Origin of the sequence: Autumnicola lenta (assembly GCF_031846515.1) — a bacterium.
Classification (GTDB): Bacteria; Bacteroidota; Bacteroidia; order Flavobacteriales; family Flavobacteriaceae; genus Autumnicola; species Autumnicola lenta.
The window spans coordinates 122,302-137,748 of sequence record NZ_JAVRHO010000007.1 but is presented as its reverse complement, the minus strand read 5'-3'; the positions used below and the strand labels follow the sequence as shown (position 1 = coordinate 137,748).

Annotated in this window: 13 protein-coding genes; 4 read left to right on the top strand and 9 right to left on the bottom strand. The window is 38.4% G+C overall.

Annotated elements, in window-relative coordinates; translation table 11 throughout:
- From RM545_RS06725 to ggt, 6 genes are all read right to left on the bottom strand, one after another.
- A complete protein-coding gene (locus RM545_RS06725) occupies window positions 1–1,107 on the bottom strand; it encodes an imelysin family protein (RefSeq protein WP_311494552.1) in 1,107 nt (368 codons plus the stop codon).
- Between the two features lie 50 nt (window positions 1,108–1,157).
- The gene (locus RM545_RS06720; RefSeq protein WP_311494551.1) at window positions 1,158–2,372 is read right to left on the bottom strand and encodes a DUF4856 domain-containing protein; all 1,215 of its coding nucleotides are present in this window, start codon (window positions 2,370–2,372) and stop codon (window positions 1,158–1,160) included.
- A 126-nt stretch (window positions 2,373–2,498) separates the two neighbouring features.
- Window positions 2,499–3,362, bottom strand: a complete 864-nt coding sequence (locus RM545_RS06715; protein WP_311494550.1) for a hydroxymethylglutaryl-CoA lyase — start codon at window positions 3,360–3,362, stop codon at window positions 2,499–2,501.
- A gap of 116 nt (window positions 3,363–3,478) precedes the next feature.
- Window positions 3,479–4,504, bottom strand: coding sequence for a quinone-dependent dihydroorotate dehydrogenase (locus RM545_RS06710; RefSeq protein ID WP_311494549.1), 1,026 nt, complete (start codon window positions 4,502–4,504; stop codon window positions 3,479–3,481).
- Between the two features lie 236 nt (window positions 4,505–4,740).
- Entirely contained in the window at window positions 4,741–7,614 is a 2,874-nt protein-coding gene (locus RM545_RS06705) for a TonB-dependent receptor (protein ID WP_311494548.1), read from the bottom strand.
- A 97-nt stretch (window positions 7,615–7,711) separates the two neighbouring features.
- Complete coding sequence (gene ggt / locus RM545_RS06700) at window positions 7,712–9,412, bottom strand: gamma-glutamyltransferase (RefSeq protein WP_311494547.1); 1,701 nt, start codon at window positions 9,410–9,412, stop codon at window positions 7,712–7,714.
- 93 nt (window positions 9,413–9,505) lie between these two features.
- Here ggt and pepT point away from each other — a divergent pair, with 93 nt between their 5' ends.
- The 3 genes from pepT to RM545_RS06685 are packed head-to-tail and all read left to right on the top strand — an operon-like array spanning window position 9,506 to window position 11,366.
- On the top strand, window positions 9,506–10,750 hold the full coding sequence (gene pepT / locus RM545_RS06695; RefSeq protein WP_311494546.1) for a peptidase T: 1,245 nt from the start codon (window positions 9,506–9,508) through the stop codon (window positions 10,748–10,750).
- A gap of 19 nt (window positions 10,751–10,769) precedes the next feature.
- On the top strand, window positions 10,770–11,105 hold the full coding sequence (locus RM545_RS06690; protein ID WP_311494545.1) for a DUF1801 domain-containing protein: 336 nt from the start codon (window positions 10,770–10,772) through the stop codon (window positions 11,103–11,105).
- A 24-nt stretch (window positions 11,106–11,129) separates the two neighbouring features.
- The gene (locus RM545_RS06685; RefSeq protein ID WP_311494587.1) at window positions 11,130–11,366 is read left to right on the top strand and encodes a YdeI/OmpD-associated family protein; all 237 of its coding nucleotides are present in this window, start codon (window positions 11,130–11,132) and stop codon (window positions 11,364–11,366) included.
- 132 nt (window positions 11,367–11,498) lie between these two features.
- Here the strand turns inward: RM545_RS06685 and yajC are convergent, their stop codons facing one another.
- The 3 genes from yajC to nusB are packed head-to-tail and all read right to left on the bottom strand — an operon-like array spanning window position 11,499 to window position 13,272.
- Window positions 11,499–11,807 carry a preprotein translocase subunit YajC gene (yajC, locus tag RM545_RS06680; RefSeq protein WP_311494544.1) on the bottom strand — a complete coding sequence of 103 codons (309 nt, stop codon included), beginning with the start codon at window positions 11,805–11,807 and terminating at the stop codon, window positions 11,499–11,501.
- Window positions 11,808–11,818: 11 nt separating this feature from the next.
- Window positions 11,819–12,277, bottom strand: a complete 459-nt coding sequence (locus RM545_RS06675) for a DUF1573 domain-containing protein (protein WP_311494543.1) — start codon at window positions 12,275–12,277, stop codon at window positions 11,819–11,821.
- Window positions 12,278–12,327: 50 nt separating this feature from the next.
- On the bottom strand, window positions 12,328–13,272 hold the full coding sequence (gene nusB, locus RM545_RS06670; protein WP_311494542.1) for a transcription antitermination factor NusB: 945 nt from the start codon (window positions 13,270–13,272) through the stop codon (window positions 12,328–12,330).
- A 395-nt stretch (window positions 13,273–13,667) separates the two neighbouring features.
- On the opposite strand from nusB, the gene RM545_RS06665 reads away from it, so the two are divergent.
- Window positions 13,668–15,425, top strand: coding sequence for an ABC transporter ATP-binding protein (locus RM545_RS06665; protein WP_311494541.1), 1,758 nt, complete (start codon window positions 13,668–13,670; stop codon window positions 15,423–15,425).
- Window positions 15,426–15,447 lie beyond the last annotated feature (22 nt).

Below are 15,447 nucleotides of genomic sequence, written 5' to 3'. Positions count from 1 at the left end.
TTAATCTCCGTCTGAGTCCACGTAATCAACACTTATAGAAAGCGCCTGCATCATGTCGACTTTGAGGAGAATAACCTCTTTTTGCAATTCATCAAATGCTGACAGCATTTTTGAATTATTGGTTTTAACCTGTGTATTAAAGTCGTCATCCAGATTAGAACTCTGGGTCTTTATAGCTTGGAATTGTTGACTTATTAAATCATCAAGATTCTCTCCATCTTTTAAGCTATCCAGAAATTTAAGATATTGGGAATAACCGGGGCCATTTCCGTTAGATCCAAAATGGGACCCTGAATAAAAATCCTGAAAACTTTTGATCGCCTGAAGGTAAAGTTCTTTAGAGTTACCCGCATAAAGGGCTTCAACATTCCCGGGAGAAGGTGTTCCTGTAAAGGCCCCAGCGGGGTATCCAATCTTACCAGATCTCAGGATCTTTTCAAAATACATCACATAATCGTTTGTAAATCTATCTACAGAACCTGTACTTGAAGAACTGGTATTATCTACAAAAGTATTTCTGAAATCTCCCTGCCATGACGCAGTAACCTCAGAAGTTAGCGCGTTTATTCTTTCAGTAATTGCTATAACATATTGAATATACTGTTGGTTATCTGAAAATACTGCCAGGGTTTCCTCAGCATTACCATACCCAAACAGCAAATAATCCAGTGCAGGAAAACCTTGTTCTGCAAAGCTCGATGGCAATTCAAGATTATAACTTCCTGATGCAATTTTAGATTCTATATTTTCCTTGTTGGCCGGATAAGTATTCAGAAAACTCCGGTAGTTGAGCTCTTCAGCTTTTCCAATTTCAAACATAGAAACCGTTTGAAAATCGACGTAGGCTTCCTTGTATTGCGTCCTGAGAAGGCTTAGTTCAGTAGCATCTGGGTTTTCAGCAAAACTCTTTGCAGCTTCTTCCAGTTGTTGAGTCTCTTCCTGAAATGCTTCAAAAGAAGGAACGATGATATTATCGGCCCAATTAGCCAGCATTGCCCCCCTGTCAAAACTATCAGTATCGCCACCGTTTTCGGCCTCCTTATCCTCCGTAGAACAGGCTGTGAAGAATAAGGTAGCTATAAATAAAAATCTTAAAATCGCATTCATAGTTTTAGAAAAATAAAAACCGAAGCAGATATCCTGCTCCGGCTTATTTATTATTCAGCAGCCTCAGCCACTGTGAAGTCAAAGGCTGTAGCAATCTCTTCAGAAATCATATCCAGTGTTTCAGGAGTAACGTCCCAAAAACCGTTTCCGTCAAGCAATTGCTCTTTGAATTCGTTAATTTTTTCCATTGAAAGGTATGGCATATCAGTAGCCGGATTATGAGTAAATCTTAAGCTATAGATAAATCCAAATCCTTCTGACAGTTCATGGAAAGCCGCACCGTAATTCTCTTCACTTAAAGCGTTTTTACCTCCCTGAAGGTAATGAACAGCTCTTACCGCAATAACTTCCGAGATATTTTCTCTTATTATTTCAACCTGCTCATCACGAACTTCGTAATTCCCGGCTACGATCGCAGCACGACCTTCTTTAAAAGCATCGAACGTGCTTTCTGCAAGTCCGGCAAAATCTTCATCGGCATCCACCTGCCCCAGATAGCTGAAAAGCAAATGATCTTCGCTTTCGTTTAATACCGAGTTTGGATTGGCAGCAGGAATAGAGGGATCTCCATAAAGGTATCCGTAAGCTTCATCCCACTTGTGCTCCATAGTTGTATAAGCTTTTCCTTCTTCAGTAATGCCGTCATTATTATTTTCACGATTATCAGCTTCATCAAGGACCGGTTGGGACAGATAATTATTTAATATCTGATCTGCCAAAAGTCCACCGATTAAGCCCTTTGCAAAAGCCTGATTAAGTTCAAGACCTTTTTCATTTACATACCTTACTCTTGTTCCCTGGGCAATCTGCCCCGACTTGCCGGGTTCTGCAAGTTCATCTTTGTTCATCTTTACTGTAGTCATCTGCTCACTGATCCAGGAGGCAAAATCATTTTTAATTTCCGAACTTTCTACTGTATTAGCTGAAAAGTAAAGATTAGAAGCAGCAACTTTAGATTTTACGCTTTTTCCGGATTCATTTAAAGCAGCATTTTCAAAAGGAGAGTTTTCATTAGCAAACATATTCAGAAGCATTTCTTCTGAAGCACTTTCAAAGTTTGTGAAATTTGAAAGTATTTCCTTAGTCATTTGAAGTCTCGCAGTTTGACCACTATAACTTACTGTAGAATTATTTCTTTCAAAAGTGTAATTAGCAGGAACTTCTACCTCGTTTCCTCCGGAAATAGGTTCGTTTGCATCATCACCTGAACAAGACACAAGACTAAGTCCTGCAAAAATCATTGCTGGGTATAACAGCTTTTTCATATTAGTTTATTTAGACTGGTTTAAAACAACACGACAAATATAGCAATGGACGTGCAGCCACCAAATTTATTTAGATTAATTTTAAATAAAATAAAATGATGAAATATACCTAAACCATAATTTTAATTAATTATAAGTATCAAACAGTTTTATAGCTTCGTTGTAAGAAGATTCGAAGCTCCCCATCCTGATACTGGTATCTGCCTTTTTCGAATTAAAATAGGACACCATTTTTTCTGTTGGCATATTCCCCGTCAACTCGTCTTTAGCCATAGGACAACCGCCAAAACCCTGGATTGCCCCATCAAAGCGATAGCAGCCGGCTTTATATGCGGCATCTATTTTCTCGTGCCAGCTGGAAGGCGTGGTATGTAAATGTGCACCGAATTCGATATTTTTAAATTTCGGAATAAGATTGGAAAACAGGTACTCTATAATATCTGGTGTGGAACTTCCAATAGTATCTGATAATGATAAAATTCTCACCCCCATCGCTGAAAGCTTTTCTGTCCACTCCCCGACAATTTCTACATTCCAGGGGTCACCATATGGATTTCCAAAACCCATTGAAAGGTAGGCGACAACTTCTTTATTATTGTCTCCGGCAATCTGGATAATTTCCTTTAGAACCTCTACAGATTCTGAAATTGTTTTATGGGTATTCCGCATCTGAAAATTTTCAGAAATTGAAAAAGGATAGCCTAAGTACTGGATTTCCTCATGAGCTGAAGCATCTTGTGCACCACGCACGTTGGCGACAATCGCCAGAAGCTTGCTTTTTGTTCTGGAAAGATCAAGCTGCTTTAAAACTTCTGAAGTATCTGCCATTTGCGGAATAGCTTTGGGAGAAACAAAACTTCCAAAATCTATAGTGTCAAATCCACACCTTAATAAGGACTGGATATACTGCACTTTCTTATCTGTAGGAATAAAGGGTTTAATCCCCTGCATTGCATCCCGCGGACACTCAATAAGCTTTATTTCTCGCATAAAACCAAATATAGTATTTTAGGATTTATAAAGAAGAAACAGAAGATCGGCATGTCCTAAAATTTGTCGATAATTGCCATTTCTACTACCTCTCCCTACCTATTTATCTTCAGAATTTATTTTATTTCCCGCTCAAGAATCTTCTTATTTATCGCTTTCACAAGCGACGGACCTTCATAAATAAATCCAGTATACAATTGTACAAGACTTGCCCCGGCATCAAGTTTCTCCAGCGCATCTTCAGGAGAGTGAATTCCACCCACGCCAATAATCGGAAAGGCTTTATTGCTTTTTTCAGATAAAAACCTGATCACTTCAGTAGAACGGTTTTTTAAAGGTCTTCCGCTCATTCCGCCCATTTCCTGCTTATTTTCAGATTTTAAACCATCCCGGGAAATTGTGGTATTGGTAGCAATAATACCGGCGATTCCGGTGGCCTGCACAATTTCAATAATATCGAGCAATTGTGAATCCGAAAGATCTGGTGCTATTTTTAACAATATCGGCTTTTGCTTCGGCTTTGCCAGGTTTAATTTTTGAAGAGTATTCAGCAGATTTGTAAGTGGCTCTTTATCCTGAAGCTCCCTTAAATTTGGCGTATTTGGGGAGCTCACATTGACCACGAAATAATTTACGTGCTCATAAAGTGCCTCAAAACAGATTTTATAATCCTCCACTGCTTCTGCATTAGGAGTGAGCTTGTTTTTACCAATGTTACCTCCAATAAGCACACCTTTATTCCTTTTTAGCCGTTCCACCATGGCCTCTACCCCACCATTATTAAAACCCATCCTATTAATGATTGCCTCATCCTCCCGAAGGCGGAACAGCCGCTTTTTTTCATTGCCCGGCTGTGGTTTGGGAGTCACAGTGCCTACTTCTATAAAACCAAAACCGAAATTGGAAAGCTCCTCAAACAAGTTGGCGTCCTTATCAAAACCAGCAGCAAGACCTACCGGATTCTTAAACTTTAATCCGAAAACTTCACGTTCAAGCCTTCTGTCATTTACATGGTATTTTTTCTTCAGAAGAGAAGAAATTCCGGGAATACTATTTATTTTTTTTAGAACATTAAAGGTGAAATAATGGACTTTTTCGGGATCATATCTAAAAAGTGCAGATCTTATTATTGATGTATACATAGTAGCGGGTTTGTACAAAAGTAGACTAAATTCTATATTCTGAAAACTACTTTAAAGACTTCTACATATTCTACAGTTACAAAACCTAAACCTGAAGTTGAGTCTCCCTTCATTACATAGATAATTATGCAATGAATTATTTGTAACTGAAGAACAATTGTTTTGATCTAACAACAAAAAACCCCGAAGCAGAGCTGTCGGGGTAATTATTAATTGGAAATAAATATCAAAAAATTCTACAAAGTAAGACTGAGCCTGGCGAATAAAAACCTTCCACCAATTCCAAATTGCTGCGCTCTTCTTGACCAATCAAACCTTCCCTCACTTCTATTTCCAAACTCCGGTGCGGCCCTATCCGGATACACGTCAAACAGGTTGTTTGCTCCAAGGGTAAATCTTACAGCATCGGAAAAAGAGTAGCCCGCAGAAAGATCTGTCACCACTTTAGAACCAAAAACCTGCTGATTCGCCTGGGTTGTGACAGCTTCGGTCACTTCACCAAAAAAGACATTTCTAAGAAATACATTAAACCTGTTAATCGTAAGATTATTGGTAAGGTTGATCTTCGTTCTTGGCACGGCTTCTTCAAGATAAATCCGGCTATCTTCAGGAAAATAGGTGCTTACCAAACCTGCCCGTTCCAGCTGAGGGGAAGCATTTATTCCTCCAACCTGATTGGTTTTTGAAAGCGTAGCCGCAAGATCAGATTTTAACTGAAATTCTTCTGAAAAATAGGCATTATGGGTAAGTACAATATCTAACCCTTTAGATTCGGTATCTATTGCGTTTGCAAAAAACGAAGCAGCAGTAGCATTGGCCTGGGTCAATAAATTGTCCAGCTCGGTTCCTGTTCCTGGTCCCTGGAACTGTCCTGTATATACGATCCTGTCATCAATAGCAACAAAATATCCATCTACCGTAAGGGTGAGATTTGCATCAGGAATTGTTGCCGTAAAACCAACACTTATACTTTCTGAAGTCTCCTCTTTCAATTGCGGGATACCTAACAATTGTGCTGGTCTGCTATCATTGGAAAAAGTCCCGACTTCCTGAGGATCACCATTATTATCGAAAATGGTAGAAGTGGAATTGAAGTATAACTGGTGCAATGATGGCGCTCTAAAGCCTGTATTTACAGCCCCTCTTATATTGATATTATCAGTTAATTTATAGCGGGATGAGACCTTAAAGTTTATAGTAGAACCAAAATCGGAATAATCTTCGAACCTGGTTGCGAAGGTCAGCAGAAACGCCTCTGTAATATCGGCTTCAATATCCAAATATCCAGCTATACTGCTACGTTGGCGCGAAAGCTCATTTTTTGGACTAAATCCAGGAAAGACCTGCGACCCTCCTGGCCGGGCATTTCCGAAGAAATCTGTTGCCGGCATCTGATCTGCCCTTGTCACCACATCTCCATTTTGAGTATATTGTTCGTAAGAAGCACGTTCTCCCGCAACAATCTCGTAAGTTTCCAGTCGATACTCGGCTCCAAAAGCTACATTCAAAGCTTCAAAAGTATCCTCGTATAACTGCGAAACATCAAGATTTACAGTGTTCTGGGCAAAAGAAAATCCTCCGGCATCAAAAGTAGTTGGACTCGCTCTTAGCAAGGAGGCATTGGAAGTATTGGAAATTAAGTAAAGAAACTCATTCTCCCCCCAGGTATTACTAAAGTCTACGTCCCATTCACCCACCATTCCACGAATTCCCACGGCTAAAGATTTATCACTTATTTTAGAGTTTATCTCTGGAAGAAATCCATCAATATAAATTGGAGTGTAAGTCCTGCTTTGGTTTGGTAACCTGTAAAATCCTGCCGAATTTCCTTTCCTGGAACTCATTCCGGCAAAAGAATATAACTCGGTTCCCTCATCATCTATTGGCAAAGACATATTAGCAAACAATCTTCCCCCACGAAGCGCAGATTGGCCCACTCTCATATTAAAATCGCTCCTCACCATGCCTCTCGCGTCAAGTTCATTTTCTGTAACATCTACATTAAGCAAAGACTGTAAAGTAGATCTGTCTTCTGCATTTGCTATATTTTCCTGTAAAGTAGCATCAAAATAAGATACATTTTGAGCATATTGCTGAATTTGCTCATTAGATAGATTAGCAATGTCTATCCCGGCATTAGATGCCTGTCTTTCGATTGCATTATAAGCATTAAATATACTACCTTCCCATTCCTTCATTCGATTATAATCTTCCCTATAGTCAAAATCACCGGCAAAAGTGATAAAACCTCCGTTATCTCCTAATTCTATCCCATAACTTGCCGCAACATTTACAGTTTCTCCATCTACCCCTCCCGTCTGCTCATTAGCGTTTTCTGTAAAGTTTGCACCGGTAGTGACATCCAGCCTTAACTCATTTACGACATCTTTAAGCACAATATTTATAACCCCGGCAATAGCATCAGAACCATATTGCGCTGCCGCTCCATCCCGTAATACCTCAATTCTTCCTATAGCAGCAGCCGGAATAGCATTTAAATCTGTTCCCACACTACCACGACCAAAAGTACCATTGACGTTTATTAAGGAAGAATTATGTCTTCTTTTCCCATTGATAAGCACCAGTACCTGATCTGGCCCCAGACCTCTAAGTGATGCGGGATCAATATGATCTGTTCCATCTGAAATAGTTTGCGTGTTCGAAGAAAAGGATGGAGCTACATAATTTAACATCTGATTAAGATTAACCTGTGGTACTGAAACAGAAATTTGCTCCAGATCTAATACATCCACAGGAACCGATGATTCTGTAACGGTACGTGCACGATTGCGCGATCCCACTAATACTACCTCATCAAGTGCCATTCCTGAAACCAAAGTCACATCAATAACATCCTGATCTACTTCTACCTCTCGTGCGTCAAAACCTACAAAAGTAAAAACCAGTGTCTGCCCAAGAGATGCCGCTATTCTATATTTACCATCAAAATCAGTTGCTGTTCCCTGATTGGTTCCTTTAATAGCCACAGATACTCCAGGTAGCGGTTGTGACTGCTCATCTACTACTGTACCTGTAACTTCCTGAATTTGTCCCTGCATTAAAGTGCAAATAAGCAGCATGCAAAAACTTAACAAGTAATTATTTTTCATAATTTTCCTAGCTTTAGTTAATAAGTTAAATATAACTTAATGATTTAACAAAAACTATTAAAATATAAACATAATTTTGAACTAGTTTAAGAAATAACTACAAGCCCACTGCAACATCATCCCCCCTTCGGTCTGCTCCTCCTTCCAGTGTTCCATCTGGCAGAACTCGTATGGCATCTACTTTTCCTATTATAGTAGACTCTCCTTCATCTATATGGTATCCTTTATTTTGTAGACTCTCCAGAACATTTGAGCTAAAAGCATTTGGTTCGAATAATATTTCATCTGGTAGCCATTGGTGATGGAATCGTGGTGCATCTACAGCTTCCTGCATCGTCATCTTATATTCTTCCACATTAAGTATCGTCTGCAAAACTGAAGTAATTATGGTAGAGCCACCCGGGGAGCCCAATGTTAGCCATAAATCATCATTTTTTTCTACAATTGTAGGGGTCATAGAACTCAACATCCTTTTTCCAGGGGCTATAGAATTTGCTTCGGCACCAATCAAACCGAACATATTAGGTACACCAGGCTTGGCACTGAAATCATCCATTTCATTGTTCAAAAAAAATCCCAGTTCCTGAATATAAAGTTTAGAACCGTACGCCCCGTTTAAAGTGGTAGTAGCAGCAATGGCATTACCATATTGATCTACAATAGAATAATGCGTAGTCTCCATACTTTCATATCCGGAAATTTCTCCATAATCCATTTGAGAGGAGGGAGTGGCTTGTGAAAAACTAAAATTTTCCATTCGCCTTTTTGCATATTCCTCATTTAGTAAAGAGTCTACTGGAATTTCCACAAAGTCTGGATCTCCCAGGTAAAAACTTCTGTCCGCATATGCCCTTCTTTCAGCTTCTGTTATTACCTGAATAGCTTTAACCGAATTATGTCCATATTCATCAATAGGATAATTCTCGATCATTTTGAGAATCTGCCCCAAAACAATGCCCCCGCTAGATGGTGGAGGCATAGAAATTATATTTAAATCATTGTATTTAATATTTATAGGCTCCCTCCATTTCGCTTCGTAGCTTTCCAGGTCTTCCATCTTCATTATACCATTATAATCCTGCAAAAAAGCTATTACCTTTTTACCTGTGGTGCCGTTATAAAACTCCTTTCTTCCATTTTCTGAAATTCTTTGAAGTGTATTGGACAGTGCCAGGTTCTTAATAGTATCACCTTCAGCAAAATCTTTAGAAAAAAGAATACTATCATTGTTAACTTTAACAAACATCTCGCTGTATCGTTGCAGTGTTTCTGCCTGCTTCGCGGTTACCACAAAACCATTTTTAGCCAGCGCAATTACAGGTTTCAAAATTTCTGCCACAGCCATAGAACCAAACTTCTCATGTACAGCGAACATACCGGCTATCGTTCCGGGAACTCCTACTGCCATTGCCCCCACTTTGCTTTTTTCAGAAATAACTGCTCCGCTTTCATCCTGATACATGGTTTTACTGGCTTCTAAAGGAGCTTTTTCCCTGTAATCCAGTGCACCGGTTTCTCCATCGGCAAGACGATACACCATAAATCCGCCGCCTCCGAGATTTCCGGCAAAAGGATAACAAACCGCCAGAGACATTTCGGTAGCAACCATAGCATCAAATGCATTTCCACCTTTATTTAAAATTTCAACACCTATTGCTGAAGCTTCTTTTCTTGCAGAAACAACCATTGCCTTTTCAGCAGTTACTCCCAGCCTTTCCCGGGTATTCTCATTGGTATTAAACTTTGTTTTACAGGAGGTAAATATGGTTATAATCAGAAGAAAGATTAGTTTTTTCATAAGTTTAAGGTAAAAGGATTCCCGATCATTTATCTTTGTTAGGCGAAAAGATTGATTACAATTTAGTCCAAATTCTTTAAAAAAATTATCGTAATGGTTAACAAAGATAGGCTCATTAATAAATTTATAAAATACATAAAGATTGACACCCAAAGCGCTCCCTCCAGTAATTCCACCCCCAGCACGGCAAAACAATGGGATTTGGCAAACTTACTCGTAGACGAGCTAAAGGAAATGGGGATGCAGAATGTAAGCATAGATGAGCATGCGTATGTAATGGCCACTTTGCCAGCAAACGTTGCTCATAAAGTACCTGTGATTGGCTTTGTCTCTCATTTTGATACTACGCCAGATTTTAGCGGAAAAAATGTGAATCCGCAGATTATAGAAGATTATGACGGCAATGATATTATTCTAAACCAGGAAAAAAATATAATTCTCTCTCCCGATTATTTTGAGGATCTGGCTCAATATAAAGGTCAGACGATTATTACCACCGACGGCACAACACTTCTGGGGGCAGATGACAAAGCTGGAATTACAGAAATTATGACAGCCATGCAGTACCTTCTTGATAACCCTCAAATAGAGCATGGTGAAATAAAAGTTTGCTTCACGCCAGATGAGGAAATTGGCAGAGGTGCTCATAAATTTGACGTTCAGAAGTTTGGCGCTGAATGGGCTTACACGATGGATGGTAGCCAGATTGGTGAACTTGAATATGAAAATTTTAATGCAGCTTCTGCAGTAGTGAAAGTAATTGGGAAAAGTGTACATCCCGGATATGCAAAAGACAAAATGATCAACAGTCTTTATATTGCCCAGGATTTTATAAGCTCTTTACCAAGGCTTGAAACTCCCGAACATACTGAGGGGAGACAGGGATTTTTTCATTTAAGCAACATGAAAGGAGATGTTGAAGAGACAGAACTTCATTACATAATTAGGGATCATGATAGAAAACACTTCGAAGCCCGTAAAAAAATGATTCTTGATCTGGGCCAGGATCTTTGTACACAGTATGAGCGGGATTGTATAAATATAGAGATTAAAGATCAGTACTTCAACATGAAGGAAAAAATAGAACCGGTAAAACATATTGTTGACCTTGCTGAAAAAGCCATGAAAGCTGTAGGCGTGAAACCTGTCTTAAAACCTATAAGAGGCGGAACAGATGGTGCCCAACTAAGCTACAAGGGACTTCCCTGCCCTAACATCTTCGCCGGCGGACATAATTTTCACGGAAAATATGAATATGTACCTGTAGAAAGTATGCAGAAAGCCGTTGAAGTGATTGTAAAACTAGCAGAGTTGACTTCAGAAAAGTATAAAAAATAATCTAATAACCTCTACAGCTATGCCCGTACAATCAGCAGATCAATATGTGGAAATACATACAAAATGGCGGGAAGAACTTTCAGCCTTAAGAAAGATGCTTCTTTCTACAGAACTGGAAGAAGAGATAAAATGGGGCGCACCGGTTTATACCCTCGAAGGCAAGAATGTAATAGGATTGGCTGCTTTTAAAAATCACTGTGTCATGTGGTTCTTTAATGGTGCCTCTCTTAAAGAAAATACCACTTTACTTGAAAACGCTCAGGAAGGAAAAACCAAAACACTACGGCAAATCAAATTTAAAAAGGCGATGAAATTAAACCTGAAGTTTTGCTGCAGTACACTGCGGAAGCCATAGCAAAACAAAAATTAGGAATTATTTATTGTAAAACCTGAAATAAGTAAGCAACTGGTTTTACCGCCTGCTCTAACAATGGCCTTTAAAGAAGACAAACAACTCAAAGCTTACTTTGCAAAACTTCCGGATTGTAAGCAAAGGGAATACACTGAGTATATTATTGAAGCAAAGAAGGAAAGCACAAAACAGAAAAGGATGGAAAAAATAATTCCGCTAATTAGAAAGGGTGCTGGTCTAAACGATCATTACAAAAAATCATGAAAATTGGCATTTTGCATTATTCACTTTTTTAGCTAAATACTAAGCGTCAAAAATACACCACAAAAAAACCTGTGAACTATTTCACAGGTTTTTTATTTTTACATTGGCCTTTTCAGGCAATACAGCAGAAAGTTATTTTTTCTCTTTTACTGCCGGTTGTTTTACAGGCTCATTCATCTTCTTACTCATCTCCATAGATATGGAAGAACGATCAAAAGTAATTTTCCCTGCTCCGGTTTCAATAATTACTGCGTTATTTTTTTCACTGAAATCTAAAATTTTGCCGTGCATCCCGCTTTTTGTAACAATTCTGTCACCTCTCTTAAGGTCTTCGACAAAGGTTTTTTCCTGCTTTGCCTTTTTCATTTGAGGTCGTATCATAAAGAAATACACCACAACGAACATTAAGATTATAGGGGCAAACTGCGCTAAATTATCCATATACTTTTCTTCTAGCTAGTTGTTTCTCCAGCTTCTACAAAAGCTTTAATTTTCACTTGCTCTTTTCCTTTTTCAGTATTTGCAGAAACAGTAACAGTTTTTGTCACCTGTCCATTTCCTGAACCATTATATTTCACAGTCATCTCAGCAGTTTCTCCAGGTGCAATTGGCTCTTTTGGGGCATCTGGCACTGTACAACCACAAGAACTTGTAGCATTGGTAATAACAAGAGGCGCTCTCCCTGTATTAGTAAATTTAAAGATGTGCTCTACGTTTTCTCCTTTTTGGATAGTTCCAAAATCAAATTCCTCTTCTTCAAAAGAAATCTCCGGATACACTGTTTCCTGAGCGTCACGTTCTGCAGCTGTTTCCACATTTTCTGCTCTCACTTTGTCTGAAGCATTGTTATCCTTACAAGAAGAAAAAAGCAGCGCTCCTACTGCTGCTATCATTAAAAGTCCTTTTTTCATGGTGATTTATTTTAAAATATTCAAGGGGTAAAATTAATAAAAATTCTTTACTACATAAGGCCGCGACCCATTTTATTTAATTTCCCTTCGGTTTTATACTCCCGGGATAATTTATCCAGGACCCCATTAATGAAAATGCTACTCTTAGGAGTACTATATTCCTTCGCAATCTCAAGATATTCATTGATGGTTACTTTAACCGGAATCGACGGGAACTTCATAAATTCACAGATGGCCATTTTGATAAGAACCATATCCACTTCAGCAATTCTATCCTTATCCCAGTTAGGTGTTTTTCCCAGCATTTCTGCGGAAAGAACCTCATCGTTAAGATAGGTTTTTCTGAATAACTCAATAGCAAATTCCTTGTCCTCCGGACTTTTGAAAAGCTTTGTAAGCTTTAGTGAATCGGCTGAAGTTTCTTTTAGCTTCTGAAGCATTTTCAAAATAGCCGTATTAATTAATGGAAGGTCATCGAGCCAGGTTAATTTTTTGTCCTCCAGATATTCGTAAAGCTTCTCGTTGGGTGCAATAATCTGCTTAAAAATTTCAATTACAAAATCCTTATCTTCTTTAAAAGAGGAATTTCTTGTTTGCATATATTCCTCATAAAGCTCACTTTTTTTGATTTCTTCCCAAACGATCGTCACATACTCGTCATCTCTTTTCCAGTGCGTAATTTTATGATCTTCTATAGCCTGACGCAAATGTTCGTTCTCATCCAGAATCTGGATAACCTTATTGTCAAGAAATTTTTTATTGGGATCTATATCTTCCTGGGTAGCCAGGTGCTTCTGCTGGGATTTTTCAAGAAATTTTTCTGCCTTGCCCCTTATTTCAGTAAAGAGGTTTAGCTGCAGCAGGTAAAGATCATACATCTCTTCCATACTTTTCTTCAGAAATTTTTCTTCAGTGGCAAGCCTGTCATTTTGGCTTTGATTAAAGGCGTATAGCGACTGCATAACCTTAACGCGAATATGTCTTCTTGTCAACATAAGTGTAAAAGAACTTTTATAATTAAAGAGAGCGGAATTAATTCCGCCCTGCAAAAATACCAATAATTTAAAACTGACTACTGCAAAATAGATTTTTTCTTATTCAAACTTATTGGTACTCCAAATCTCATTCAACTAATTCTCAAATTTCTTTATAACTCAAGCGTGATCAGCGTAGATCAGTGGCAGTAAAACACGAACGCGTATACTCATATCTACTTATAATCCCTTATCTTTGCACCCGAAAATTGTATACGACTTAAAATATGTTGTCCCAAAAACCGGATGCATCTTTTTCATGTTCTTTTTCGGTAAGGCAAACACATATAAACCGACTGGTTCTGAAATTGAAGGAGTAACTTTTAATAAATTGGATCACTGAACCTCCAGGCTTAATGAAGCATTTAAAACATCTTAATAAATATTTCTATAAATATAAATGGAAACTTCTTAGCGGACTCATTATCACTATAGCCGCACGAATATTTGCCATTTATTATATTCCTTTAATTGGCGATTCTACCAATGTTATTGAGGATTATATAAAAGGAAATATTACTGATATTTCTGTGGTTCGCAGTGAACTTGCCTACAACATCATGATCATCGTGGGTGCTACTCTTATTTCTGCATTTTTCACATTCCTGATGAGACAAACATTCATTGTAGTTTCACGTCACATGGAGTTTGATCTTAAAAACGAAGTGTACCGTCACTATCAGGATCTTTCCCTTAATTTCTATAAGAAAAACCGTACCGGCGATTTAATGAACAGGATTAGCGAGGATGTTTCCAAAGTGCGGATGTATCTGGGCCCGGCTATTATGTACAGTGTAACTACTTTTACCTCTACTGTGGTGGTTTTAATCTATATGATAGATGCTGCGCCAGAACTTACGCTCTATACCGTTATTCCTCTACCGGTGCTGTCCTTTGCCATTTATAAATTAAGTGTTGCCATTCATAAACGTAGTACTGTGGTACAACAGTATTTATCCAGGTTAAATACCTTTACTCAGGAAAGTTTCAGCGGAATTGCGGTGATAAAATCTTACGGAATGGAGCAACATACCAACCGTAACTTTGAAGAACTTTCCAACGGGAACCGGGATAAAAATCTTGATCTTGTAAAGGTTCAGGCATTCTTCTTTCCGCTTATGGTCCTGCTTATCGGTATAAGTAATATCCTCGTAATTTATATAGGCGGAAGAAAATATCTCAATGGAGAAATTGAAAACCTTGGAGTAATTGTAGAATTCCTGCTTTATGTGAATATGCTTACATGGCCTGTAGCTTCTATAGGATGGGTAACTTCCCTGGTGCAACAGGCCTCGGCTTCCCAGGAAAGAATTAATGAATTCCTAGACCAAAAACCGGAAATTACAAATAGGAAAAATACTCCCGATAATATAAAAGGAGCTATTGCATTTAAAAATGTAAGTTTTACTTACGACGATACAAATATTACAGCTTTAAAGAATATCTCCTTTGAAGTTGAAAATGGAGAAACTTTGGCCATCATTGGAAAAACAGGTGCCGGAAAATCAACAATTTTGGAACTTATTGGCCGTCTTTATGATGTAGAGGAAGGCGAAATAACTATTGATGGAGAAAGTATTCAGGATTTAAATCTGGAGAGCCTAAGAAAAAGTATAGGTTATGTGCCCCAGGATGCTTTTCTATTCAGTGACTCTATTCGTAACAATATAAAATTTGGTAAAACGGATGCCAACGATGAGGAAATATATGAAGCTGCCAGAAATGCTTCTGTCCATAAAAACATCAAAAACTTCAGCAAAGGATATGACACCGTACTTGGAGAACGGGGAATAACCCTTTCCGGTGGACAAAAACAACGGGTTTCCATTGCAAGGGCGATAATTCATGACCCCGAAATTTTGCTTTTTGACGACTGTCTTTCAGCTGTAGATACAGAAACTGAAGAAGAAATCCTGAATAACCTTTTCAAAATTTCCAAAGAGAAAACTACAATTATTATTAGCCACAGGATCTCTTCAGCTAAAAATGCAGACAAGATAATCATCCTGGAAGACGGGCGAATAGTACAACAAGGTACTCATTCCCAATTAATAAACCAATCAGGATATTATAAAGAGCTCTATGCAAAACAGTTAAATGAAAAAGAAATGTGAAAATTCTTTGCTAAATGTTAAT

Coding starts and splice junctions, on each gene's coding strand:
- RM545_RS06715 (WP_311494550.1), bottom strand. CDS start 3,362: ATGCGAGAAATAAAGCTTATTGAGTGTCCGCGGGATGCAATGCAGGGG.
- RM545_RS06665 (WP_311494541.1), top strand. CDS start 13,668: ATGAAGCATTTAAAACATCTTAATAAATATTTCTATAAATATAAATGG.
- RM545_RS06710 (WP_311494549.1), bottom strand. CDS start 4,504: ATGTATACATCAATAATAAGATCTGCACTTTTTAGATATGATCCCGAA.
- RM545_RS06725 (WP_311494552.1), bottom strand. CDS start 1,107: ATGAATGCGATTTTAAGATTTTTATTTATAGCTACCTTATTCTTCACA.
- RM545_RS06720 (WP_311494551.1), bottom strand. CDS start 2,372: ATGAAAAAGCTGTTATACCCAGCAATGATTTTTGCAGGACTTAGTCTT.
- nusB (WP_311494542.1), bottom strand. CDS start 13,272: ATGTTGACAAGAAGACATATTCGCGTTAAGGTTATGCAGTCGCTATAC.
- ggt (WP_311494547.1), bottom strand. CDS start 9,412: ATGAAAAAACTAATCTTTCTTCTGATTATAACCATATTTACCTCCTGT.
- yajC (WP_311494544.1), bottom strand. CDS start 11,807: ATGGATAATTTAGCGCAGTTTGCCCCTATAATCTTAATGTTCGTTGTG.
- pepT (WP_311494546.1), top strand. CDS start 9,506: ATGGTTAACAAAGATAGGCTCATTAATAAATTTATAAAATACATAAAG.
- RM545_RS06705 (WP_311494548.1), bottom strand. CDS start 7,614: ATGAAAAATAATTACTTGTTAAGTTTTTGCATGCTGCTTATTTGCACT.
- RM545_RS06675 (WP_311494543.1), bottom strand. CDS start 12,277: ATGAAAAAAGGACTTTTAATGATAGCAGCAGTAGGAGCGCTGCTTTTT.
- RM545_RS06690 (WP_311494545.1), top strand. CDS start 10,770: ATGCCCGTACAATCAGCAGATCAATATGTGGAAATACATACAAAATGG.